The sequence below is a fragment of the Streptomyces sp. NPDC006516 genome, from assembly GCF_040611875.1.
GTDB lineage: Bacteria > Actinomycetota > Actinomycetes > Streptomycetales > Streptomycetaceae > Streptomyces.
Map to the genome: position 1 here is coordinate 49,649 of NZ_JBEXPD010000008.1, position 22,268 is coordinate 71,916.

The following is a 22,268-nucleotide window of genomic DNA, read 5'->3' on the forward strand; positions in this document are numbered from 1 at the left end:
CCTCCCGGAGCCCCCGCTGCGCCGAGGTGTCCCGTGTCCGAAAGCCCCGGCCATCCGTCCCCAGGCCGGGGCTTTCTCGCGTGCTGGACGTCATTTGAGCACGCGGGCCGTAATGGTTAATGTGCCGCTATGGCACTTACGTTTGAGGTGGACCCGGCGTTCGACCGGGCGCTGCGGGACGAGATCACCGCGCTCTGGGCCGATGTCAGCAACGCCGGCGGGGCCGTCGGTTTCGTGCCGCCCGTCACCGCCGACGAGGTACGGCCGGAGCTGGTCAAGCACCTCGCCGCGATGGTCGAGGGCCGCACCCGCCTGGTCGTCGGCCGGGACGAGGACGGTGTGGTGGCGGCCACCGCCTTCCTCACCCACAACACCCACCGGCTGATGCGGCACTGGATCGGCGCCTACACGGTGATGGTCCACCCCCGCCACCAGGGCAAGGGCTACGGGCGCGAACTGATGGCGGCCACCGCCGACGCCGCCCGCGCCATCGAGGGCATCGGCGCCATCCGGCTCACCTGTCGCGGTGGCACGGGGGCGGACCGCTTCTACGCCTCCTGCGGCTACAAGGAGGTGGGCCGGGTCCCCGACGCCATCCGCGTCGCCGAGGACGACTACCGCGACGACATCATCATGCTGCTCCCGCTGCAGCGCTAGAACACGGACGGGCCCGGCCCGAAGCGCCCCGCCGGAGACTCGGGACAACCCTGCGAACTGATCGAATTCGGGGCATGCTTCACTGGTCGGGCAGGATTCCAGACTGCACGACCGCAGGAACGTCGGACGTAGAGAGAAGGCCAGCCGTGTCCGCTGCCAAGCCGAGCGCAACGATCCGGTACACCGCGATGCGCCTGCTGATTTTCGTCGGCTGCTTCTTCGTCGCCGGTGTGGCGGTCCACTTCGGTGTGCTGCCCTCGGGTGTCGGCGGCTCCAACGCCGTATGGGTCATCCTTCTCGGCCTGCTGCTCTCCGCGCCGCTCAGCTTCGTCCTGCTGCGCAAGCAGCGCGACGAGATGTCCGAGCAGCTGATCTCCACGGTCGACCGGACCAAGGCCCGGCTCGAGTCGAACCGCACCCGCGAGGACAGTGTCACCAGGTGAGCGCCGCGTAAGCTTCCTCACACCCGCGACCTGCGCGCGGTGAACCCCGGTACCGGAGCAGCCGCTCCCGCACCGGGGTTTCGGCGTTCACGGACGCTTCGCCGCGCATGTCGGTGAGGGGGCGAGGTCCGGCGATCGAAAAGCGGACCTTTGAGGTTCTCAAAGTTTCAGTGTTAACGTGTTCGACATGATTGCAGCAGTGCGCACCCACCACACGCCGGGCATCCCGCTCGTGGCGCGCCTGCATGTCGATCTCTGCCGCTGTATGTCCGCGGTCTGTTGCCGCAACGTCTGAACCGGCATCATGCAGCGGCGCCGCCTCTGACGCGGGCGCCGCACCCCCGTCCCCCTTGTTCGACCGCACGACCGTACGTCTGTCCTCGTACGTCCCGATGCGTCCCGTCTGGAGTGTGTCCGTGTCCGCGAATTCCGCGCCCCCCGCAGAGACCGAGGCGGGCAAGCCGTCCGGTTCCGGCTTCCGCATACCGAGCATCCCGTTCTGGATCCAGATCGTCGCCGGTCTGGTCGCCGGTGTGCTGCTCGGCTGGCTCACCCGCAGCTACGACATCGACTGGCTGTACACCACGCTGGACCAGGTCGGCCACATCTTCGTCCAGCTGCTGAAGCTGGCCGTCGCGCCGCTCGTCTTCTTCGCGATCCTGGTGTCGATCACCAACCTGCGCAAGGTCAACAACGCCGCCAGGCTGGCCACCCGCACGCTGCTCTGGTTCATGATCACGTCGCTGATCGCGGTCGCCATCGGCCTCGCGATCGGTCTGGTCACCAACCCGGGCGCCGGCACCGGCCTCACCCCGAAGGACGGTTCCAAGCCCGAGAGCGCGGGCTCCTGGCTCGACTTCCTCACCGGCATCATCCCCACGGACGTCATCACGCCGTTCACCGAGCTCAACGTCCTGCAGATCGTCTTCATGGCCGCCGTCGCCGGCATCGCCGCGCTCCAGCTCGGCGAGAAGGCCAAGCCGATCCTCACCCTCAGCGAGTCGATCCTGGAGCTCCTCCAGAAGGCCCTGTGGTGGGTCATCCGCCTCGCCCCGCTCGGCACCGTCGGCCTCATCGGCTACGCGATCGCCGACTACGGCTGGGACCTGATCGGCAAGTACGCCACGTTCACCGCCGACGTCTACATCGGCTGCGCACTGGTGATGTTCGGCGTCTACCCGCTGCTGCTCGCGACGGTCGCCAAGGTCAGCCCGCTCCAGTTCTTCAAGGGCGCCTGGCCCGCGATCCAGCTGGCCTTCGTCTCCCGCTCCTCGGTCGGCACCATGCCGGTCACCCAGAAGGTCACCGAGCGCCTCGGCGTCCCGAAGGAGTACGCCTCCTTCGCCGTCCCGTTCGGTGCCACGACCAAGATGGACGGCTGCGCCGCGATCTACCCGGCGCTGGCGGCGATCTTCATCGCGCAGATCTTCGACGTCCAGCTGGGCATCGGTGACTACATCCTGATCGCGTTCGTCTCGGTCATCGGCTCGGCGGCCACCGCCGGCCTCACCGGCGCCACGGTCATGCTGACCCTCACCCTGTCGACCCTGGGCCTCCCGCTGGAGGGCGTGGGTCTGCTGCTCGCCATCGACCCGATCCTGGACATGATGCGGACGGCCACGAACGTGGCGGGTCAGGCGCTGGTCCCGGTCATCGTCGCGGCTCGCGAGAAGATCCTCGACCACGACGCGTACAACTCGGCGTCGGCCTCTCCGGTCGACGAGCCCGAGGTGGAGGACGCGCGCCCCTCGGGTGTGCCCGTCACCGCGTAGCGACACCGGCACGGCCGTGACACATACGGAGAGCGCCCCCGGACCTCGGTCCGGGGGCGCTCTCCGTACGCCGTGTGCGCCGCGCCGGTCAGGGGTTCTGGAAGACGACCTCGGGGTTCTGCGCCGTTGGCCCGTCCAGGAGCGGCTGTTCCCCGCCCCGCAGGGACAGGTCGAGGAAGGCCGCCACGTAGTCCCGGGTGATCTCCGTCGAGCGGTCGGCGGACAGCGGCGCCGCGGGGTCCGGCGGGAGCCCCAGCTCTCCCGCGAGGGCGGGCAGGTCGGTGAAGGTGAAGTGCCCCGACTCCTTGACCGTCAGCCAGCGCTTCCAGCCGTCCAGATGCCGCCAGCCCTCGTCCCAGGACGTGTCGGCGCTGCCGGGGCGGTGGTCGGCCTCGGTGCCGAGCATGAGGAACGGGCGGCCGTCCAGGCCCGAGGCGGGGACCGGCTCGAAGAAGGTGCCGTCCATGTCGGCCCCGGCGTCGACGCGGGGATCCGCCAGCATCGTGGAGGCCGCGGCGCTGCCGCCGACGGAATGGCCGACGGCGGCGATCCGGCGCCGGTCGATCATGCGGGAGTGGCCCCAGGCCGGGTGGGGGCCGGTCAGCCGGTCGAGTACGTAGGAGAGGTCGGCGGCCCGTCCGGTGGAGACGGTCCGCAGCACCTCCCGCTCGGCCTCGTCGTCCGGCGCCGCCTCGGCCACGTCGCAGGCCACGCAGGTGAGCATCCGCCCGCCGGGGAAGGCGGTGCCGGTGGACTCGTAGGCGTGGTCGACGCTCGCCACGACGTAGCCTCGGCTCGCCAGCTCCCCGGCCAGGGAGGTGAGCGTGGCCCGGGGTGTGTTGAAGCCGGGGGAGAGCAGCACCAGCGGGAACCGGCCCCGGGCGGGGCGGGCGTCCGTGCGGGCATGGGTGACGGTGGAGCTGACGACGCCGGCGGACACGATGCCGTCCAGCCCGCGCTCCGCCAGCAGCAGCCTGGCCTCCTCGGCGCTCATGTAAGGGGCGGGAGCGCCCCCGCCGCCGGGGCGGGCGGGGTAGTGCACCGACACCATCAGTTCACGGGGCCCCGCCTGCGGCACCCATGGATCGGCCCGGCCGGAGTCGGTGAGGTGCAGGACCTCGGTTCCGACGGCGTACGGTCCGGTCGGGCCGGGCAGTGCGAGTGCGGCGGCGGACGCGGCAGAGGCGTGCGCGGTGTGCGGCAGGGCGTGGGCGGCGGTCGCGGGCGTGGCGAGCAGGACCATGGCGGCGAGGGCGGCGAGCCCCGTCCGTCTGCGGAGTCTCATCGTCATGCGAAGGACACTAGGCAGCGGGATGCGACGGGGCATCGGCCTGAGGCGTGACCTCGGGGGGACCTGAGACGTACGCGGGGCGTCGGACCCGGTGGACGACTACCGGCCATCGTGTCCGGTGCGTTTCGTCCGTCCGGCGGGAGCCCGGCCCGCGCCGTACTCTTACCGAGGAGTAGCGCAGTGGGGGCGGGAGGACGTCTGACGTGAGTGCAGTGAAGAGCAAACGGATGCCGCGCGCGGTGCGTGAGCAGCAGATGATGGACGCGGCCGTGCGGACCTTCGCCCGGCGGGGGTACCGGGCCGCCTCGATGGACGAGATCGCGGAACTGGCCGGTGTCTCCAAGCCCTTGGTCTATCTGTATCTGAACTCCAAGGAGGAGCTCTTCTCCGCGTGCATCCGCCGTGAGGCGAAAGCCCTGGTGGAAGCCGTGCAGTCGGGCGTGGAGCCAGGGTTGCCCGCCGACCGGCAACTCTGGTCGGGGCTGCGGGCCTTCTTCACCCACACCGCGGAGAACCCGGACGGCTGGTCGGTGCTGCACCAGCAGGCGAGCTCGCACGGGGAGCCGTTCGTCAGCGAGGTGGGGGCGCTGCGGAAGGAGATCGTTGCGTTCGTGACGGGTCTGATCGGGGCTGCGGCGCGGGAGGCGCACCATGATCCCGCGCTGCCCGACCGGGATGTGGCGGGGCTCGCGCAGGCGCTGGTGGGGGCCGCGGAGGCGCTCGCGGGGTGGGCGAACGTCACTCCGGGCGTCTCTGCCAAGGAGGCTGCCGCCACGCTGATGAACTTCTCCTGGGCGGGCCTGGAGAACCTCATGCACGGACGCGGCTGGCAGCCCCGGGAGGACTGAGCCTCAGTCCTCCCGGACCGTCCGCCCGGTGAGGTGCGTACGGCTGCCGCCGCGCAGTTGGAAGGCCTCGCCGTCGGTGGCGTAGGTGACGGTGGAGGGCAGCAGGACGGGCGCCTTGAAGTCGGCCCGTACGCTGCGGATCCCTCCCCGGGCCCCGGGGCCCCCTCGCCGCTCCGCCTCCGCCAGGCAGCGGGCCAGGGTCCACATGCCGTGCGCGATGTGCCGGGGGAAGCCGAACAGCTTCGCCGTCACCGGGTGGAGGTGGATGGGATTGCGGTCGCCCGACGCGGCGCCGTAACGCCTGCCGAGGTCGGCCGGCAGGCGCCACTCGGCCACGGCGGGCAGCTCCTGGGGGGCGGCGGAGGGCGCCGCCGGGGAGCCCGCGGTGGTCGCGTGCCGGGACAGGTAGCCGCTGCGGGACTCCCAGACGAGCTCGTCCGCGAGCCGCGCCTCGGTCACCACCGTGACCTCGGTCCCTCGCCGATGGGGATTCAGCCCGGCCGCGTACACCGTGAGTTCGGGCTCGTCCGCCGGGTGCAGCGGCCGGTGCGAGGTGATCTCGATCCAGGTGTGGACCAGACCCAGCACCGGCAGCGGGAAGTCGCGGGCCGTCATCAGCCGCATGGCGAGCGGAAAGCCCAGCACGTGCGGGTAGGTCAGCGGCAGTACGTCCGACGCGGCGAAGCCGCAGATCCCGCTGTACGCGGCGAGCGGGCCGGGAGCGACGCGGGCGGGCGGGAGGACCTCGCGGCGGGTGGCCAGCGTGGCTCCGGTGCGCCCGGCCCGCTTGAACGGTGAGATGAGGGCTCCGCGGACGAGGGTCAGGCCGAGTCCGGTCATGGCTCAGGCCCCCAGCAGGCTCTGGCCGCAGACCCGGACGACCTGGCCGTTGACGGCGCCGGACGCGGGCTGGGCGAACCAGGCGGTGGTCTCGGCCACGTCGACCGGGAGGCCGCCCTGCGAGAGGGAGTTCATCCGGCGGCCGGCCTCCCGGATGAAGAGCGGCACGGCGGCCGTCATCTTCGTCTCGATGAAGCCGGGCGCGACCGCGTTGACGGTGACGTCGTGCTCGGCGGCGGCGCGCGGGGCCAGGGACCGGACCAGGCCGATGATGCCCGCCTTGCTGGCCGCGTAGTTGGTCTGGCCGTTGTTGCCCGCGATCCCGGCGATGGAGGCGGTGGCGACGATCCGGCCGCCGCGGTTCACCGTGCCCGTCTTCAGCAGGGCGTCCGTCGTGCGCAGGACGCTGTCCAGGTTGACCTCGATGACCGAGGCCCAGCGGTCGGCCGGCATGTTGGCCAGCCGGCGGTCGCGGGTGATGCCCGCGTTGTGGACGAGGACGTCCAGGCCGTCGGGCACCGCCGCGGCGATCCGGTCGGCCGCGTCGGGCGCGGTGATGTCCAGGGGGAGTGCGGTCGCGCCCAGGCGGTCCGCCGTGCGCACGAGTTCGTCCTGGGCCTGCGGGACGTCCAGGCAGATCACCTGGGCGCCGTCCCGGGCGAGCACGGAGGCGACGGACGCCCCGATGCCGCGAGCCGCGCCGGTGACCAGCGCGGTGCGCCCGGACAGCGGCGCCGCCCAGTCGGCGACCTCACCGGGGGCGTCGGCGGTGAGCTCGATGACCTGGCCGCTGATGTACGCGGAGCGGGGGGACAGCAGGAAGCGGAGGGTGGATTCGGCCGAGGCGGCGTCGGCCCCCGGGGCGAGCCGCAGCAGCTGCGCGGTGGAGCCCCGGCCGATCTCCTTGCCCAGGGAGCGTACGAATCCTTCGAGCGCCTGCTGGGCAGCCGCCTGGTGGTGGTCGTCGGGCGACGGCGTGGCGCCGAGTACGACGACGCGGCCCCCGGCTGCGAGGGAGCGTACGACGGGGTGCAGCGCGCCGTGCACGCCGGCGAGCCCGGCGGCCGTGGTGACCCCGGTCGCGTCCAGGACGACGGCCGCCGGGCGGTCGGCCTGGCCGGTGACCTCCAGGCCGGTCGCGGCGAGCACCGGGCCGAGCGCACCGGGGAGGGCCGAGGCGCCTGCGGTGAGGTGCAGCAACGGTCCCGTGAGGGACGGCGTTTCCAGAGTCCAGCGGCGCAGCGGTGCCGGCTGCGGCAGGCCGAGCCTGCGGGTCAGGAAACGGCCGGGCGCCGTGCCGGTGAAGTGCAGATAGCGGTCGGCCATTGTCTGGACTCCTGCTCGGTCGTAGATTTACTCCGGAGTAAGGTTACTCAAGGGTCAGGTCTTGTCGAGATGAGTTGGTCGAGTTGATTCCCCTCGCACTTCCCCAGCCGCGCCGCGTCGCGGTCGTCGGCGGCAGTCGCATCCCGTTCGCCCGCTCCGACGGCCCCTACGCGCAGGCCTCCAACCAGCAGATGCTGACCGCCGCGCTCGACGGCCTCGTCGAGCGCTTCGGCCTCCAGGGCCGGCAGGTCGGCGAGTTCGTCGCCGGCGCGGTCCTCAAGCACAGCCGTGACTTCAACCTGGCGCGCGAGACGGTCCTGGGCTCGGCCCTGGACCCGCGTACCCCCGCGTACGACATCCAGCAGGCGTGCGGCACCGGGTTGCAGGCCGTCATCGCCGCGGCCAACAAGATCGCGCTCGGCGCCGTGGACTCGGCGATCGCGGGCGGGGCCGACACCACGAGCGACGCGCCCCTCGGGGTGAACGACCGGCTGCGCAGGATCCTGCTGGAGGCGCGCCGCGCCAGGTCGGCGGGTGCCCGGATCAAGGCGCTGGCCGCCGTCCGGCCCAGCCACCTCGTCCCGGACATCCCGCGCAACGCCGAGCCCCGCACCGGACTCTCGATGGGGGAGCACGCGGCGGTCACCGCCCGGAAGTGGGGCGTGACCCGCGAGGAGCAGGACCTGCTGGCCGCCACGAGCCATCAGCGGCTCGCCGCCGCGTACGACCGGGGCTTCCTGGACGACCTCGTCGTCCCGTACCTCGGTCTGGAGCGTGACCAGAATCTGCGCCCCGGCTCCACCGTGGAGAAACTCGCCACGCTGAAGCCGGTGTTCGGCGCCGGCCACCCCGACGCGACGATGACCGCGGGCAATTCGACCCCGCTCACCGACGGCGCGGCCACCGTGCTGCTGGCGAGCGAGGAGTGGGCCGAGGAACACGGGCTGGAGCCGCTGGCCTATCTGTCGCTGTACGAGACGGCAGCCGTGGACTACGTCGACGGTGAGGACGGACTGCTGATGGCCCCGGCGTACGCCGTGCCGCGCATGCTGGAGCGGGCCGGGCTGGGCATCGAGGACTTCGACCTCTTCGAGATCCACGAGGCCTTCGCCTCCCAGGTGCTCGCCACTCTCGCCGCCTGGGAGAAGCAGGGGCTCGCCGCCGTCGACAGGGACAAGCTGAACGTGGTGGGATCGTCGCTCGCCACCGGGCACCCCTTCGCCGCGACGGGCGCCCGGATCGTGGCGACGCTGGCCAAGCTCCTGGCGGAGCGGGAGGCGCCCGGCCGGGGCCTGATCTCGGTCTGCGCGGCCGGCGGCCAGGGCGTCACCGCGATCCTGGAGCGCCCCTGACCCTCCGTGACGTCACCGCGGTCCCGGAAGACCCCAGGTCACGGAAGGCCCCCTGGCCTCCGTATCGTCACCGATCCCGGAGCGCCCCTGACCCTCCCGGACGACTCCAGCAGGACCCGCCCACCCGTACGTGAACGACCCCACGCATCCAGCAGCCGCACCGGCGGCGGTCCCAGGACCGGGACCGCCGCCGGACCCCATGCCGAGGAGCCGCTCGTGTCCACGCCCGCACCCGCCGCCGTAACCGCCGCGCCCGCCGTTCCCGTCCTCGTCGAGCCGACCAAGGTCAGAGCGGCGGACGGCACCGTACGGGAGGTCGCCGTGCCGCCGCTCGCGCCGGTCGTGCGGCGCGGTTCGCTCGCCGAGATACCGTTCGACAACGCCCGGGAGGCCCCCGCCGAGGCGGTCCTCAGCCGCAAGCGGGCGGACGGCGGCTGGGAGGACATGACGGCGGCGGAGTTCGCCGCCGAGGTCCATGCCGTCGCGAAGGGGCTGATCGCGGAGGGTCTCCAGGCCGGTGACCGGATCGCGATCATGGCCCGCACCACCTACGAGTGGACGCTGCTCGACTTCGCCGCGTGGGCGGCCGGGCTGGTCACCGTGCCCGTCTACCCCACCTCGTCGGCCTTCCAGACGCGCTGGATACTCCAGGACTCCGGAGCCGTCGCGTGCGCCGTGGAGTCGAAGGAGCAGGGCCGGCTGGTCAGCCAGGAGCGCCAGCAGCTCGGGGATCTCGTGCATCTGTGGCAGTTCGACACGGGCGCGACGGGACGGCTGAAGACGCTCGGCAAGGACGTCCCCGACGAGGCCGTCACCGCCCGGCGCGCCGCCCTGGAACCGGACAGCCCCGCGACCCTCATCTACACCTCCGGCACCACGGGGCGCCCCAAGGGCTGCGTCCTGACCCACGGGAACTTCTTCGCGGAGGTCGACAACGCCATCGAGCTGCTCCACCCGGTCTTCAAGTCGGTCTCGAAGTACCCGGCGTCCACCCTCCTGTTCCTTCCCCTGTCCCACGTCTTCGGCCGGATGGTCGCGATCGGCTGCCTGCGGGCCCGGGTGCGGCTCGGGCACGCGCCGTCCATCCAGACCGAGGACCTGCTCGCGGACCTGGCCGGCTTCCGGCCGTCGTTCCTGCTGGCCATCCCGTACGTCCTGGAGAAGGTCTACAACACCGGCCGGGCCACCGCCGAGAAGATGGGCCGCGCCTCGTCCTTCGACCGCGCGGCCCGCATCGCGCAGCGGTACGGCGAGGCGGTCGAGGCCGCCGAACACGGCACAGGCCCCGGCCCCGGTATCGGCCTGCGTGCCGCGCGCGCCCTCTACGACCCGCTGGTCTACCGCCGTATCCGCGCCGTGTTGGGCGGTCACGTCCGTTACGCGATCTGCGGCGGCTCCCCGCTGGGGCGACGGCTCGCCGCGTTCTACGCGGGGGCGGGCATCCAGATCTTCGAGGGCTACGGACTGACGGAGACCACAGCAGCCGCCACGGTCACCCCGCCGCTCAAGCCGCGCCTGGGCACGGTGGGCTGGCCGCTGCCCGGCACCGCCGTGCGGATCGCGGACGACGGGGAGGTCCTGCTCAGCGGCGGCCAGGTCTTCCGGGGGTACTGGGACACCGAGCGCGGCGAGGCCACCCCGTACAGGGACGGCGAATGGTTCCCCACGGGCGATCTGGGCGCCCTCGACGAGGACGGCTACCTCACGATCACCGGCCGCAAGAAGGACATCATCATCACCTCCGGCGGCAAGAACGTCACCCCGGCCCCCCTGGAGGACTGGCTGCGCGCACACCCCCTGGTGAGCCAGTGCATGGTGGTCGGCGACAACCGCTCGTTCATCAGCGCCCTGATCACCCTGGAGCCGGACGGACTGGCCCACTGGCGCCGGATGCGGAAGAAGGAGGGCATCCCCCTGCGCGAGCTCGTCCACGACGAGGAGCTCCGCTCGGCACTCCAACGCGCGGTCGACGAGGCCAACCGGCTGGTCTCGCGGGCGGAGTCCATCCGCAAGTTCACGGTCCTGCCGCAGGACTTCACCGAACAGAGCGGGCATCTCACGCCGTCGCTGAAGCTCAAACGGGACGCCATCGCGCGGGACTTCGACGCGGAGATCGAGGAGCTGTACCGCAAGTAGGCCGCCCGTCCGGCCCGGGGGAGACCCCGCTCCGTACGTACCGGGGCCCGGTGCCCCGTACGTACGGAGCGACGGGGCACGCCGGCCACGAAATAATGAGGCGGGAAAATTTTGAACCGGCACAAAGTGGACAGGGCTGCGATTCCCGTACGCCTCCATGCCTCCTGTGGGGACGTTGATCGTAAGGTCCAGTTCATCTGTGGCCTTTGATTTCCCGGTCCCGGCGTCGCTCTTGTGTGTGTAGTCAAGGGTGAGACGCCGGAGTCTCATCCTCCGGATGTGGAAACCGCAGGGCATAACGTCCTGCCCATGACTCAGCTGGACGCGCGGCCACAGGCCGGAGACACGGTACGGGGAAGCGCCCCGGCCGACGGTGGCGTACGCGAGAAGGGACTCGGCGGGAACTCCGTCGGGCTGATGGGCAGCGCCGTCCTCGGCATCTCGACGGTCGCTCCCGTGTACTGCCTGACCTCCACACTCGGCTCCACCGCCGGCGAGGTCGGCATCCAGATGCCCGCCGTGTTCCTGGCCGGGTTCCTGCCGATGCTGCTGGTCGCCTTCGCCTACCGCGAGCTCAACAAGGCGGTGCCGGACTGCGGTACGTCCTTCACCTGGACGGTGAAGGCCTTCGGGCCGCGCCTGGGGTGGATGTGCGGCTGGGGCCTGGTCATCGCGACGATCATCGTCCTGTCCAACCTCGCGGGCGTCGCCACCTCGTACTTCTGGCTGCTGGCCGGCGAACTCTCCGGCAGTGAGTCGGTCGCGGCGCTGGACGACAGCAAGCCGGTCCACATCCTCACCTGCCTCCTCCTGATCGCGGTGGCCACGGCGATCAGCTACCGGGGCATGACGGCCACCAAGGGCATCCAGTACACCCTCGTGGCGCTCCAGCTCGTCGTCCTCGCCGTCTTCGTGGTCATGGCCGTGCAGAAGGCGGGCAGCGGTGACTTCGCCGCGACCTCGACGGACTTCTCCTGGTCCTGGCTGAACCCGTTCGCCGTCCAGTCCTTCGCCGCCTTCACGGCGGGGCTGTCGCTCTCGATCTTCATGTTCTGGGGCTGGGACACCTGCCTGACCGCCAACGAGGAGACCACCGGAGCCGAGAAGACGCCCGGCCGGGCCGCTCTCATCGCGATGGTCGTCCTGGTCGGCTCCTACCTCGCCACCGGCATCGCGGCCCAGATGGCCGTCGGCGCCGGAGACACCGGGCTCGGCCTCGCCAACCCGGACACCTCCGACAACGTCTTCGCCGCCCTCGCGGGTCCGGTCATGGGCCCGGGCCTGGGCATCCTGCTCTTCCTCGCGGTGCTGGCCTCGGCCGCCGCGAGCCTGCAGACCACGTTCATCCCGGTGGCGCGCACGGTGCTGGCGATGGCGGCGTACGAAGCGCTGCCCGCCTCGTACGCCCGTGTCCACCCCCGCTTCCGCACCCCCGGGAAGGCGACCGTCGTCGCGGGTGTCTCGACCGGGGTGTTCTACACGGTGATGACCCTCGTCAGCGAGCACGTCCTCGTGGACACCATCTACGCGCTGGGCCTGATGATCTGCTTCTACTACGCGCTGACGGCCTTCGCCTGCGCCTGGTACTTCCGCGGCGAACTGACCCGCTCCGTTCGGGACCTCGTCTTCAAGGGACTCTTCCCCGTGGCCGGCGGCATCCTGCTCACGGCGGTCTTCGGCAAGACGCTGTACGACATGTGGGACCCGGCCTACGGCTCCGGCTCCTCGGTCCTCGGCGTCGGCTCCGTCTTCGTCATCGGCGTCGGGCTGCTGCTGCTCGGCGTGGTGCTGATGGAGGTCATGCGGCGCCGCAGCCCGGCGTTCTTCCGCGGTGAGGTGCTGACGAAGGAGACGCCGGCCCTCGTGGTGAGCGACTGAGCCGCTCAGCCGGCGCGCCAGTAACCCAGCGCGTCGACCCGGTCCCTGGGAACCGCCAGCTCCTTGCGGGCGTACGAGGCCAGGGCCCGGGTCGTCGCCGTGTCACAGGCGATCCAGACGTACGCGTCCGACGCGTCCGTGCCGATCAGCCCGGGCAGTGCCGCCTTCACCTCGGAGACCAGGTGCGCCCCGGCGTCGCGGCGCGGGACCGCGTGCAGGGTGTGGTGCTCCTGGTCGAGGCGGAGCGGCAGCTCGTGCGCCGGGGTGCGGGTGGTCTCGAACCAGATCGTCGCAGGGATGCCCGCGAGTGCGTCCAGCAGCGAGTTGACCGCCGGCAGGGAGGCGGCGTCGCCGATCACGAAGAGCCGCGCGGGCCGTGGCTCGGGCAGGGTGAAGCGGCTGCCTTGCAGGGTCGCGTCGATCGTGTCGCCCGGCCGGGCGGCGCGGGCCCAGTCGCTGGCCGTCCCGTCGTGCAGGGCGAACTCCAGCGCGAACGTCCCGGTGGCCGGGTCGGGGTCGACGAGCGTGTATCCGCGCTGGTGCGGCTTGCCGTTCCGCTCGAACCAGAGCCTGACCCACATGGTCGGATGGGCGCCTCCCGTGGCCGCGAGCAGGCCGCCGTCGGTCACCCGTATCCGCCGGAAGCCCTCGGTCACCTGCTCGGCGCCGGTGACGGTGAACGTGAAGTCCCGCCCTCGGAAGAGTCTGAGGACAGCGCCCTCCCAGCCGTGAGCCATGACCGTCCTCCTGTGACGCGGGACCAAGAAAAGTTAGGTTAGCCTAACTTTTGCTCTTCCCGCAGTGTGTGAACGGGAGTTGCGGCCGCACGGGAATCGGCCGGGCGAACCGGGATCGGGCGGGCGGAGTGGGTTCGCCGGCCGGGGCGACCGCATACCGTGGAGCCGTACCGGACGACGACGGAGGTGCCTCGCATGCGGATCGCCACAACGATCTTCCTCACCGACGAGACGATCAGGCCTGTACGGCTCGCTCGCGAGCTGGAGCAGCGGGGGTTCGCCGGGCTGTATCTGCCCGAGCACACCCACATCCCGGTGAGCCGCGAGACGCCCTACCCCGCGGGCGGCGAGCTGCCGCCCGAATACGGCCGCACCCTCGACCCCTTCGTCGCGCTGGGGCAGGCCGCGGCCGTCACCGAGCGGCTGGCGCTGGGCACCGGCATCACGCTGATCGCCCAGCACGACCCCATCGACCTGGCCAAGCAGGCGGCCACGCTCGATCACCTCTCGGGCGGCCGTCTCACGCTCGGTATCGGGTTCGGCTGGAATGTCGAGGAGGCCGCCGACCACGGTGTGGAGTGGTCGACCCGGCGCGCGCTCGGCAGCGAACGGCTCGCCCTGATGCGGGCGCTGTGGGCGGACGAACCGACGGCGTACGAGGGTGAGTTCGGCTCCGTGCGGGCCAGCCACGCCTACCCCAAGCCGGTGCGGAAGCCGCGCGGCCCGGTGAGTGGCCCCCGCACCCTGATCGGCGGGGCGGCGGGCCCGAAGCTCTTCGCGCAGATCGCCCGGGAGGCGGACGGCTGGCTGCCGATCGGCGGGCGCGGCCTGTCGGAGTCCGTGCCGAAGCTGCGTGCGGCCTGGGAGGAGGCGGGACGCGACCCGGAGCAGCTCCAGGTGGTGCCGTACGCCGTCGTGCCCTCCCCGGGCAAGCTGGCGTACTTCGCGGATCTGGGCGTCGAGGAGGTCGTCCTCCAACTGCCTCCGGCGGGGGACACCGAGGTGCTGCGCGCGCTGGACGCCTACGCGGCGCACCTGTGAGGAACCTGTGAACGAGAACTCGCCCGGGTGATCTTCCGGTGGAACCGGCGACGCTAAAATCGCATCTATCACCTCCGGACATCGATGGTGCGGCCCGTGTGCGTGTGTGCCCGGCTGCCTGGGAGCGGGAGCACGATGAACAGGCCGTTGCGGCACATAGCCATCTTCTGCGGGCTCTTGATGCTGGCCCTGCTGATCAGGGCGAACTGGCTCCAGTTCGCCGAGAGCGAGGAGCTGGCCACCCACGAGCACAACCGAAGGGTCAAGATCACCCAGTTCGCGACGCCACGGGGCGACATCATCGTGGACGGCAAGGCGATCACGGGGTCGAAGGAGGTCGAGGGGACCGACTTCAAGTACCAGCGCACGTTCAAGCAGGGCGCGATGTACGCCCCCGTCACCGGCTACGCCTCGCAGGCCCAGGGCATGTCCCTCCTGGAGAAGACGTACGACAGCATCCTCAGCGGCCAGGACGAGCGTTTCGCCTTCCGTCACGCCAAGGACATCCTCACCGGTGAGGAGCGGCGCGGGGGCGATGTGATCACCACCATCGACTCGAAGGCGCAGGAGGCGGCCTACAAGGGCCTGACCGACCTCGACGCGCGCGGCGCGGTCGTCGCCCTCGACCCGGCGACCGGCAAGGTCCTCGCCCTGGTCTCGACTCCGTCGTACGACCCCTCGGTCTTCGCCGGCAACTCCTTCAAGGAGGGCGACAAGTTCCAGAGCCTGGTGGACGCGAAGAGCAAGCCGCTGGCCAACCGGCCGCTGCGGGAGACCTTCCCGCCCGGTTCCACCTTCAAGATCCTGACGGCCGCCGCCGCCCTGGAGCACGGCGTCGTCACGGACGTGAACGCGCCGAGCAAGGCGGCCTCCCCGTACAAGCTGCCGCTGTCGTCGAGCACGATCAGCAGCGAGGCGGGCGACGGGACGTGCAGCAAGGCGTCGATGAAGACGGCCATGCAGTACTCCTGCAACAACGTCTTCCTGGACGCCGCGCTGGAGGTGGGGGACGAGGGGATGCGTGAGACGGCCGAGAAGTTCGGGTTCAACGAGGACGTCTACTCCGAGTCCTTCGGCGACATGCTCGCCACGAAGAGCCTTTACCCGGCCGAGCTGGACAAGCCGGGCACCGCCCTCACCGGCATGGGCCAGGGCAGCCTCACGAGCACCCCGATGCAGATGGCGATGGTCACGGCGGCCCTCGCCAACAACGGCAAGCTGATGCAGCCGTACATCGTCGACGAACTGCGCGGCCCGGACCTGTCCACCCTGGAGAAGCACGAGCCGGAGCTGAAGAGCCAGGCCGTCTCGGAGGAGACCGCGAAGAAGGTCCAGGAGATGATGGAGTTCACCGCCAAGGAGGGCAGCGCGAAGCGCGCCCTGATCGACGGTGTGACGGTGGGCGGCAAGACGGGTACGGCGCAGCGCGGCAACGACGTCAGCAAGGAAGTCCCGTACGGCTGGTTCGTCTCGTACGGCAAGAAGTCCGACGGGCAGTCGGTTGCGGTCGCCGTGTTCATCGACCCGACGGCGATGGACATCTCGCGCTCGGACATCTCGGGCGGCGGGCTGGGTGGCCCGATCGCGAAGAAGGTCATGGAAGCGGTCCTGCTCCGCAAGTAACGGCCCCCCGATCCCCCCGCATCAAGGTCGCTGGGAGGTGCCGGACCGAACGGGGGGCGTCATGTCCGATTCCGGTGTCCGCAGCTTCCCTATGACGGTTGAGGGCATGCGAAGGCCGGGCCCTCCACCCCTGATGGAGGGCCCGGCCGGCCGTGCGGGAGACCGAGCGGGGAACCGGTGGTCAGGACCGGGTCAGCGCTTGATCTCCTTGATCTTGAGCATCCGCGTGATGACCTTGTCGAGCTCGTCGTCCTTGAAGACGTTCTTCCAGTCGTCCCGGACGATCGACTCGCGGCCGTAGTCCATGGCGATCAGGCACGCGTCGGAGAACGGGTTGGAGCCCTTGAGGGTGTTGGCCAGCGCGACCTGCGTGTGGCCGAGCAGCATGGCGCGCGCGGCCTTCTCCGGGACGCCCACCGTGTGGACCGTCTCGTGGAGGGCCTCCGTCAGCAGGGCGCCGACCATGCAGGCGATCGTCTCGACGAGGGTCGGCTCCAGGACCGCGAGCTGCTTGACGGTCACCCAGTGCACCTCGACGACCGGGGCGTACATGGTGGAGATGACGGCCTCGGCCAGCTCCTGGGCCCCCGGGTCCGCCGTCTCGGCCGCGGGCTCGAAGGAGGCGACGACCTCCTGCGGGGCGGCGATGCCGCCGAAGGTGTCCGCCCACTCCTCCTTCGTCGTGCGCTCCAGGAACACCGACGGGTGGCAGGGGTGCGCGACCGCGTTGTGCACGTCGGCTCGGCGGGTCAGCAGACCGGCGTAGGCGGCGGCCGGGTCCAGGGTCAGAAGGATCGCGCCGGGCTTCATGACGGGGACGAGCTGCTCGGAGACCGTGCCGAGGACGACGTCCGGGACGGCGAGGATCACGACGTCGGCCTGCGCGGCGGCGTCGGCGCTGTCCGTCAGCTCGCGGCCGAGCTCGCGGACCAGCTCCTGGCCCTTGGGGGAGTTCTCGGCGAAGAGGGTGGTGAAGTCGCTCTTGACCAGGTTGTCGGAGACCCGCCGGCCCATCTTGCCTGCGGCCCCGATGACGGCGACGGTCTTGGATCCGGTGGCCATTACTTGCTCCTCAGAAGGGTGTTGATGCTGTGCCGGGTCCACCGGTCCTCCAGGCGGGCGGTCTCTTCGAAATCGCCCTGCCAGGGGAGCCAGTGCTCCACGATCTGGTTGATGCCCCGCTCGTCCGGTCCGACCGTGTCGATCATGTGGCGGTGGTCGAGCAGGCCCTCGCCAAGGAGGCAGCCGGCGAAGGTGAAGCCGACCCAGCCGTCACGGCGGGAGAACGAGAAGTCCTTGACGTGGATGTTCACCACGTGAGGGGCGGTCGCCTCGACGACGTCCACCGGGCGCTCCAGCCGGGCGACGCTGTTGCCCGGGTCGAGGACGACGCCGAGGTGCGGGCTGTCCACGCCGCGTACGACGGCGAGCAGGTCGTCGGTGGAGACCTGTTCGTAGGTCTCCAGGCCGAGGGTGACGCCCGCCGCGGCGTAGGCGGGGACGGCCTCGCGCAGGAGCGCGGTGGCCTCCGCGACGTCCGGCCGGTGGTCCGCCGTGTTCAGCATGGAGCGCACCAGGGTGACCCCCAGGCGCCGCGCGATGCGGAGGTAGGCGGCGAGGTGTTCGGTGCCCACGCCCCTGGTGCCGAGCTCCAGCGTGATGCCGTGCCCGGCCGCCGTGGCGCGCAGGGCGTCGAGCCGCTCGTCGTCGTACGTCTCGATCAGCGGGTAGTCGCAGATCTGGAAGACCTCGCCGCCGAGTTCCCGGGTCTGCGCGAGCATCTCGTCGAGGGTGAGCGGGCGGGGGGCCCGGTCCGAGATGCGCCAGAAGTAGGCGTAGGTGCTCAGGCCGTAGGACATGCGAGAGCTCCTTCCTGTGCCTCGTCGAGGATGCGTTCCACCGCTGCCGGGTCGTGGGCGAAGCGGCCGAGGAACAGCCCGTCGACGCAGGAGCCCAGCTCGGTCAGGAGACCGGGACCCGCGCTGCCGCCGTAGATCACGCGGCTGCCGGCCAGCGGAGGCTGGGTGGCGAGCCACGCCGTGAGGGCCTCGCAGACGGTGCTGATGTGCTCCGGGGAGGCGGGCCGGGGGGCGCCGATGGCCCACTGCGGTTCGTAGGCGAGGACGACCGGGGCGAGGGGGCCGTCGTGGGCGGCGGTCGCCAGGACGCGCTCGGCCTCGGCGACCGTACGGGCGGCGGCCTCCGCCGGGGCGACCTGGTCGAGTTCGCCGACGCAGAGCACCGGGGTCAGCCCGTTGCGCAGGGCGGCGGCCGTCTTGGCGGCGACGACGGTGTCGCCCTCGCCGAAGAGCCGGCGGCGCTCGGCGTGGCCGACCTCGGCGTAGCGGGCGCCGATCTCGTGCAGGTGGGCGCCGCTGACCTCGCCGGTGTACGGGCCGGAGTCCTCGCTCGCCAAATCCTGCGCCCCCGTCCGTACACCGGTACCGGCCAGGATCCCGGTGACCGGGACGAGCGCGGGGAAGGCGGGCAGCACGAACAGCTCGGCCGTGCCGCCGGTGAGGGCCGGGTGCCGGGCGGCGAGGGAGGCGATGCTGCGGGCCCAGTTGAGGGTCTGGTGGTGGCCGAAATACATCTTCAGGCTCACCCCGATCGTGACCCGGGGGCTCTGCGGGGCGGACATCAGGCTGCGGCTTCCTGCTGGTTGTTCTCGTAGTCGTCCATGAGCGCGACCTTGGCGGCGGACGCCGACGCCTCGTCGAAGCGGTACGTCAGCCACTCGGAGGCCAGCCGGCGGGCCAGTTCCAGGCCGACGACGCGCTGGCCGAAGGTGAGGACCTGGGCGTTGTTGGAGAGGACGGCGCGCTCGACGGAGAAGGAGTCGTGCGCGGTGACGGCCCGGACGCCCTTGACCTTGTTGGCGGCGATGGCCACCCCGAGACCCGTGCCGCAGACCAGCAGGGCGCGGTCGGCCTCGCCGCGGGCGACCATCTCGGCGGCGGCGATGGCGACCTTGGGGTAGGCGGTGTGCCCGTCCGCGTCGACCCCGACATCGGTGACGGTGGCGACGAGGCCGCTGGCCTCCAGGTCCTGCCTGAGGGCTTCCTTGTACGCGTAGCCGGCGTCGTCGGAGCCGACGACGATGCGGAGCTTTTCGGACATCAGTGGTTCTCCAGAGTGGGTGCGAACACGCCGTGCACGGCGCGGACGATCAGGGCGAGTGAGTGGGCTCCGGCGTCCGGAGTGCCGAGGCTCTTTTCGGCGTGCGGGCGGGCGCGGCCCATCCGGGGGAGCAGGTCCGCGGTGGCCTCGGCGGCGGCGGAAGCGGAGTGCGCGGCCGTGCCCCATGCGGTGGCCAGGGGTTGGCCCGCCTCGGTGGCGGCCGTGAGCGCGTAGGAGAAGGGGACGAGAACGTCGACCATGGTCTTGTCGCCGACCTCCGCCTTCCCGAGGCGCATGACGCCCGCCGCGGCCTCCGCGACGCCTGCGGCGACCATGGGTGCCGTGGGCCGCTCGGTGTCGCCGAGCGCGGAGCCGACCGCGCGGAGGATGACACCCCACAGGGCACCGGACGTCCCCCCGGCCCGGTCCGCCCAGGCATCGGCGGCCCGGTGCAGGAGCGTCCGGGCTCCCGCGCCCAGCGCCTCGGCGCGCAGGGCCGCCTCGTACGCCCCGGTGGAGCCGCGCTGCATGCCGATGCCGTGGTCGCCGTCGCCCGCGACCGCGTCGATCCGGCCGAGTTCGTCGGCGTGGACGTCGACGGTGTCCTTGAGGACACGCAGGGCGGCGAGGGCCGTCCGGGCTGCCTCGCGGGAGGCGTCGGTGGCGGGAGGGACGGCTTCCTCGGCGGTGCCGGTGGCGGGAGCGACGGCTTCGTCGGAGGTGCCGGCCGCCGCGTCGTCCGTGATCAGGTCCGCGGCGTCCACGGTGCCCTTGCGGTAGGCGGGGGCGTCGGCCGGGGCCGTCCACAGGGGTTCCAGCTCGTCGGTCAGCCAGCACAGGGTGAGCGAGACGCCCGCCATGTCGAAGCTGGTGACCAGTTCGCCGACCTCCGGGTCCACGGTCCGGACACCGGCCTCGTCCAGGAGCCGCGCGACCCGGCGGTAGACGACGAACAGCTCCTCGTACTTCACCGAGCCGAGGCCGTTGAGGATCACCGCGGCCCGCTGCCCGCCCGGCGAGGTGACGCCGTCGGGGAGCTCGCCGAGCACGGTGGAGACCAGGAGCTCGGCCGCCTCGTCGGCGCTCGGCACGGGCCGCTCGCCCATGCCGGGTTCGCCGTGGATGCCGAGCCCGACGGCCATCCGGCCCTCCGGCACGGTGAACAGCGGGTGGTCCGCGCCGGGCAGGGTGCAGCCGGAGAAGGCGACACCGAAGGAGCGCGTACGGGCGTTGGCCAGCTCGGCGATCCTGGTCACCTCGTCGAGCGGGAGCCCGGCCTCGGCCGCCGCCGCGGCCGTCTTGAAGACGACCAGGTCACCGGCGACACCACGGCGCTTGTGGGCCTCGTCGGGCGGGGCACTGGACATGTCGTCCGTGACGCCGACCGTGCGGGCGGGTATGCCGTCGGCAGTCAGCTGCTCGGCCGCCTGGCCGAAGTGCAGGACGTCGCCCGCGTAGTTCCCGTAGGCGAGGAGGACGCCGCCGCCGGCCTCTGCGGCCTGCGCGACCCGGCGCACCTGGTGGGCCGAGGGCGAGGCGAAGACGTTGCCGACCGCCGCGCCGTGGGCGAGGCCCTGGCCGACCAGTCCGGAGAAGGCCGGGTAGTGCCCGGAGCCGCCGCCGACGACCACGGCGACCTGGCCGGGGGCGGTGCGGGTGGCCCGGACCACCCCGCCGGGGACCTGGCGGACCCGGCGGGGGTGGGCGGCGACGAAGCCTTCGAGCGCTTCGTCGGCGAAGGCGGCGGGGTCGTTGGACAGGCGGGTCATCAGCGAACCTCTGCGAGAGGGCGGCCGTGGTGCGCGTCCCGGTCCTCGGACCGCTTGGCGAGCCACAGCATCAGCGCGGCGGACATGAGCATGAAGGCCCCGACGAGGAACAGCGGCAGGTAGTACGCGCCGCTGAAGTCCTTCAGCCAGCCGGTGACGTATCCGGCGGCGAAGCCGGCCACGTTGCCCGCGGTGTTGATCAGGGCGATACCGGCGGCGGCTGCCGCGCCGGTCAGGAACTGGGAGGGGACGGACCAGAAGACCGGCAGCGCGGCGAAGATCGCACAGGCGGTGACGGTGATGACGGCGACCGTGGCGGCCGGTGAGCCCATGTAGAGGGCGAGGGGGATGGAGATCCCGCCGACGACGGCCGGTCCCGCGATGTGCCAGGTGCGGACGCCGTGCCTGGTGGCGTGACGGGACCAGAAGTAGAGGACGATCGCGGCCGGGAGATAGGGGATGGCCGTGATCAGGGCCTTGTCCATGACGCTGAACGTCGTGCCGAACTGCTCCTGGAAACCGTTGATGATCGTCGGCAGGAAGAAGGCGAGGGCGTACAGGCCGTAGATGAAGCCGAAGTAGATGAGCGCGAGGATCCAGACGCGGCCGTTGGTGAAGGCGGCCTTCAGGGCCTCCTTGCCGTGGGCGCTCTTCTCGTCGGCGCCGGTCTTGCCCGCGTTCTCCGCGGCGAGCTCCGTCGTCAGCCAGTTCTTCTCGTCGGTGGTCAGCCACTTCGCGTCGGCCGGCTTGTCGATCAGGTAGAACCAGGCGATGACGCCCAGCAGGATCGCCGGGATCGACACACCGAGGAACATCACGCGCCAGCCCTCGAGCCCGAACAGCCCGTGCTGGTTGATGAACCAGCCGGCCAGCGGGGCGCCGATGACGGTGGTCAGCGGCTGCGCCAGGTAGAAGAGGCCGAGCACCTTCGTGCGGTGCCGGGAGGGCACCCACTGGCTGAGGAAGAGGATCGCGCCGGGGAAGAACCCGGCCTCCGCGACCCCGAGCAGGAAGCGGAGCGCGTACAGCTGCTCGCTGTTCTGCACCCAGGTGAAGAGGAGGGCGACGATGCCCCAGCTCACCATGATCCTGGCCAGCCAGCGCCGGGCGCCGAACTTGTGCAGGGCCATGTTGCTGGGCACTTCGAGAATGATGTAGCCGATGAAGAAGACGCCCGAGGCGAAGCCGAACTGCGCCGCGGTGAGTGCGAGGTCCTGCCCCATGCCGTTCGGCTCGGCGAAGGAGACGGCCGTGCGGTCCAGGTAGTTCACGAAGAACATCAGGGCCACGAAGGGGACGAGCCGGATCGAGACTTTCCTGATCGCTGATCTCTCGATGGCTGAATGCGCAGTGGCGCCCATGGGAAGACTCCTCGCTTGCGGACCGCTTTGTCCGGTTCTGTGTCTACTCCGGCAGGCGAAGTCGAACCGTTGAA

The 22,268-nt window shown here is 71.3% G+C and carries 19 protein-coding genes; 9 read left to right on the forward strand and 10 right to left on the reverse strand.

What is annotated here, in order from left to right:
* Nucleotides 1-129 precede the first annotated feature (129 nt).
* The 3 genes from ABZY45_RS21820 to ABZY45_RS21830 all read left to right on the forward strand — a co-directional run bounded on the left by ABZY45_RS21820 (nt 130) and on the right by ABZY45_RS21830 (nt 2,872).
* A complete protein-coding gene (locus tag ABZY45_RS21820; RefSeq protein WP_356742169.1) occupies nt 130-657 on the forward strand; it encodes a GNAT family N-acetyltransferase in 528 nt (175 codons plus the stop codon).
* A 146-nt stretch (nt 658-803) separates the two neighbouring features.
* Entirely contained in the window at nt 804-1,100 is a 297-nt protein-coding gene (locus tag ABZY45_RS21825; RefSeq protein WP_145809276.1) for a DUF4229 domain-containing protein, read from the forward strand.
* Nucleotides 1,101-1,516: 416 nt separating this feature from the next.
* Complete coding sequence (locus ABZY45_RS21830) at nt 1,517-2,872, forward strand: dicarboxylate/amino acid:cation symporter (protein ID WP_356742170.1); 1,356 nt, start codon at nt 1,517-1,519, stop codon at nt 2,870-2,872.
* A gap of 88 nt (nt 2,873-2,960) precedes the next feature.
* Here ABZY45_RS21830 and ABZY45_RS21835 read toward each other — a convergent pair whose 3' ends face one another.
* Nucleotides 2,961-4,157 carry an alpha/beta hydrolase gene (locus ABZY45_RS21835; RefSeq protein ID WP_356742515.1) on the reverse strand — a complete coding sequence of 399 codons (1,197 nt, stop codon included), beginning with the start codon at nt 4,155-4,157 and terminating at the stop codon, nt 2,961-2,963.
* A 233-nt stretch (nt 4,158-4,390) separates the two neighbouring features.
* On the opposite strand from ABZY45_RS21835, the gene ABZY45_RS21840 reads away from it, so the two are divergent.
* Nucleotides 4,391-5,011 (forward strand): TetR/AcrR family transcriptional regulator, encoded by a 621-nt coding sequence (locus ABZY45_RS21840; protein ID WP_356742516.1) that lies wholly within the window; start codon nt 4,391-4,393, stop codon nt 5,009-5,011.
* 3 nt (nt 5,012-5,014) lie between these two features.
* On the opposite strand, the gene ABZY45_RS21845 is transcribed toward ABZY45_RS21840, so the two are convergent.
* Together ABZY45_RS21845 and ABZY45_RS21850 are read right to left on the reverse strand one after the other, a co-directional pair.
* Nucleotides 5,015-5,851, reverse strand: coding sequence for a MaoC/PaaZ C-terminal domain-containing protein (locus ABZY45_RS21845; RefSeq protein WP_356742171.1), 837 nt, complete (start codon nt 5,849-5,851; stop codon nt 5,015-5,017).
* A 3-nt stretch (nt 5,852-5,854) separates the two neighbouring features.
* Nucleotides 5,855-7,177 (reverse strand): 3-oxoacyl-ACP reductase, encoded by a 1,323-nt coding sequence (locus tag ABZY45_RS21850; RefSeq protein WP_356742173.1) that lies wholly within the window; start codon nt 7,175-7,177, stop codon nt 5,855-5,857.
* 74 nt (nt 7,178-7,251) lie between these two features.
* On the opposite strand from ABZY45_RS21850, the gene ABZY45_RS21855 reads away from it, so the two are divergent.
* From ABZY45_RS21855 to ABZY45_RS21865, 3 genes are all read left to right on the forward strand, one after another.
* The gene (locus ABZY45_RS21855; RefSeq protein WP_356742174.1) at nt 7,252-8,529 is read left to right on the forward strand and encodes an acetyl-CoA C-acetyltransferase; all 1,278 of its coding nucleotides are present in this window, start codon (nt 7,252-7,254) and stop codon (nt 8,527-8,529) included.
* Between the two features lie 216 nt (nt 8,530-8,745).
* Nucleotides 8,746-10,665: an AMP-binding protein gene (locus ABZY45_RS21860; RefSeq protein WP_356742175.1), complete on the forward strand. Its 1,920-nt coding sequence runs from the start codon at nt 8,746-8,748 to the stop codon at nt 10,663-10,665.
* 309 nt (nt 10,666-10,974) lie between these two features.
* Complete coding sequence (locus tag ABZY45_RS21865) at nt 10,975-12,543, forward strand: APC family permease (protein WP_356742177.1); 1,569 nt, start codon at nt 10,975-10,977, stop codon at nt 12,541-12,543.
* Between the two features lie 5 nt (nt 12,544-12,548).
* Here ABZY45_RS21865 and ABZY45_RS21870 read toward each other — a convergent pair whose 3' ends face one another.
* Nucleotides 12,549-13,280 carry a siderophore-interacting protein gene (locus ABZY45_RS21870; RefSeq protein ID WP_356742178.1) on the reverse strand — a complete coding sequence of 244 codons (732 nt, stop codon included), beginning with the start codon at nt 13,278-13,280 and terminating at the stop codon, nt 12,549-12,551.
* A gap of 195 nt (nt 13,281-13,475) precedes the next feature.
* Between ABZY45_RS21870 and ABZY45_RS21875 the strand changes: the two genes are divergently transcribed.
* Nucleotides 13,476-14,321, forward strand: coding sequence for an LLM class F420-dependent oxidoreductase (locus ABZY45_RS21875; protein WP_356742180.1), 846 nt, complete (start codon nt 13,476-13,478; stop codon nt 14,319-14,321).
* Between the two features lie 135 nt (nt 14,322-14,456).
* Nucleotides 14,457-15,944: a penicillin-binding protein 2 gene (locus ABZY45_RS21880; RefSeq protein ID WP_356742181.1), complete on the forward strand. Its 1,488-nt coding sequence runs from the start codon at nt 14,457-14,459 to the stop codon at nt 15,942-15,944.
* Between the two features lie 192 nt (nt 15,945-16,136).
* On the opposite strand, the gene ABZY45_RS21885 is transcribed toward ABZY45_RS21880, so the two are convergent.
* The 6 genes from ABZY45_RS21885 to ABZY45_RS21910 are packed head-to-tail and all read right to left on the reverse strand — an operon-like array spanning nt 16,137 to nt 22,194.
* Nucleotides 16,137-17,006 carry a phosphogluconate dehydrogenase C-terminal domain-containing protein gene (locus ABZY45_RS21885; protein WP_356742182.1) on the reverse strand — a complete coding sequence of 290 codons (870 nt, stop codon included), beginning with the start codon at nt 17,004-17,006 and terminating at the stop codon, nt 16,137-16,139.
* A complete protein-coding gene (locus ABZY45_RS21890; protein ID WP_356742184.1) occupies nt 17,006-17,803 on the reverse strand; it encodes a sugar phosphate isomerase/epimerase family protein in 798 nt (265 codons plus the stop codon). The genes ABZY45_RS21885 and ABZY45_RS21890 overlap by 1 nt, the downstream gene beginning before the upstream one ends.
* Entirely contained in the window at nt 17,788-18,585 is a 798-nt protein-coding gene (locus ABZY45_RS21895; protein ID WP_356742185.1) for a triose-phosphate isomerase family protein, read from the reverse strand. The genes ABZY45_RS21890 and ABZY45_RS21895 overlap by 16 nt, the downstream gene beginning before the upstream one ends.
* Complete coding sequence (locus ABZY45_RS21900; protein ID WP_356742187.1) at nt 18,585-19,064, reverse strand: ribose-5-phosphate isomerase; 480 nt, start codon at nt 19,062-19,064, stop codon at nt 18,585-18,587. Before ABZY45_RS21900 ends, ABZY45_RS21895 begins: the two co-directional genes overlap by 1 nt.
* Nucleotides 19,064-20,833 carry a dihydroxyacetone kinase family protein gene (locus tag ABZY45_RS21905; RefSeq protein ID WP_356742188.1) on the reverse strand — a complete coding sequence of 590 codons (1,770 nt, stop codon included), beginning with the start codon at nt 20,831-20,833 and terminating at the stop codon, nt 19,064-19,066. Before ABZY45_RS21905 ends, ABZY45_RS21900 begins: the two co-directional genes overlap by 1 nt.
* Entirely contained in the window at nt 20,833-22,194 is a 1,362-nt protein-coding gene (locus tag ABZY45_RS21910) for an MFS transporter (RefSeq protein WP_356742190.1), read from the reverse strand. The genes ABZY45_RS21905 and ABZY45_RS21910 overlap by 1 nt, the downstream gene beginning before the upstream one ends.
* Nucleotides 22,195-22,268: the final 74 nt, after the last annotated feature.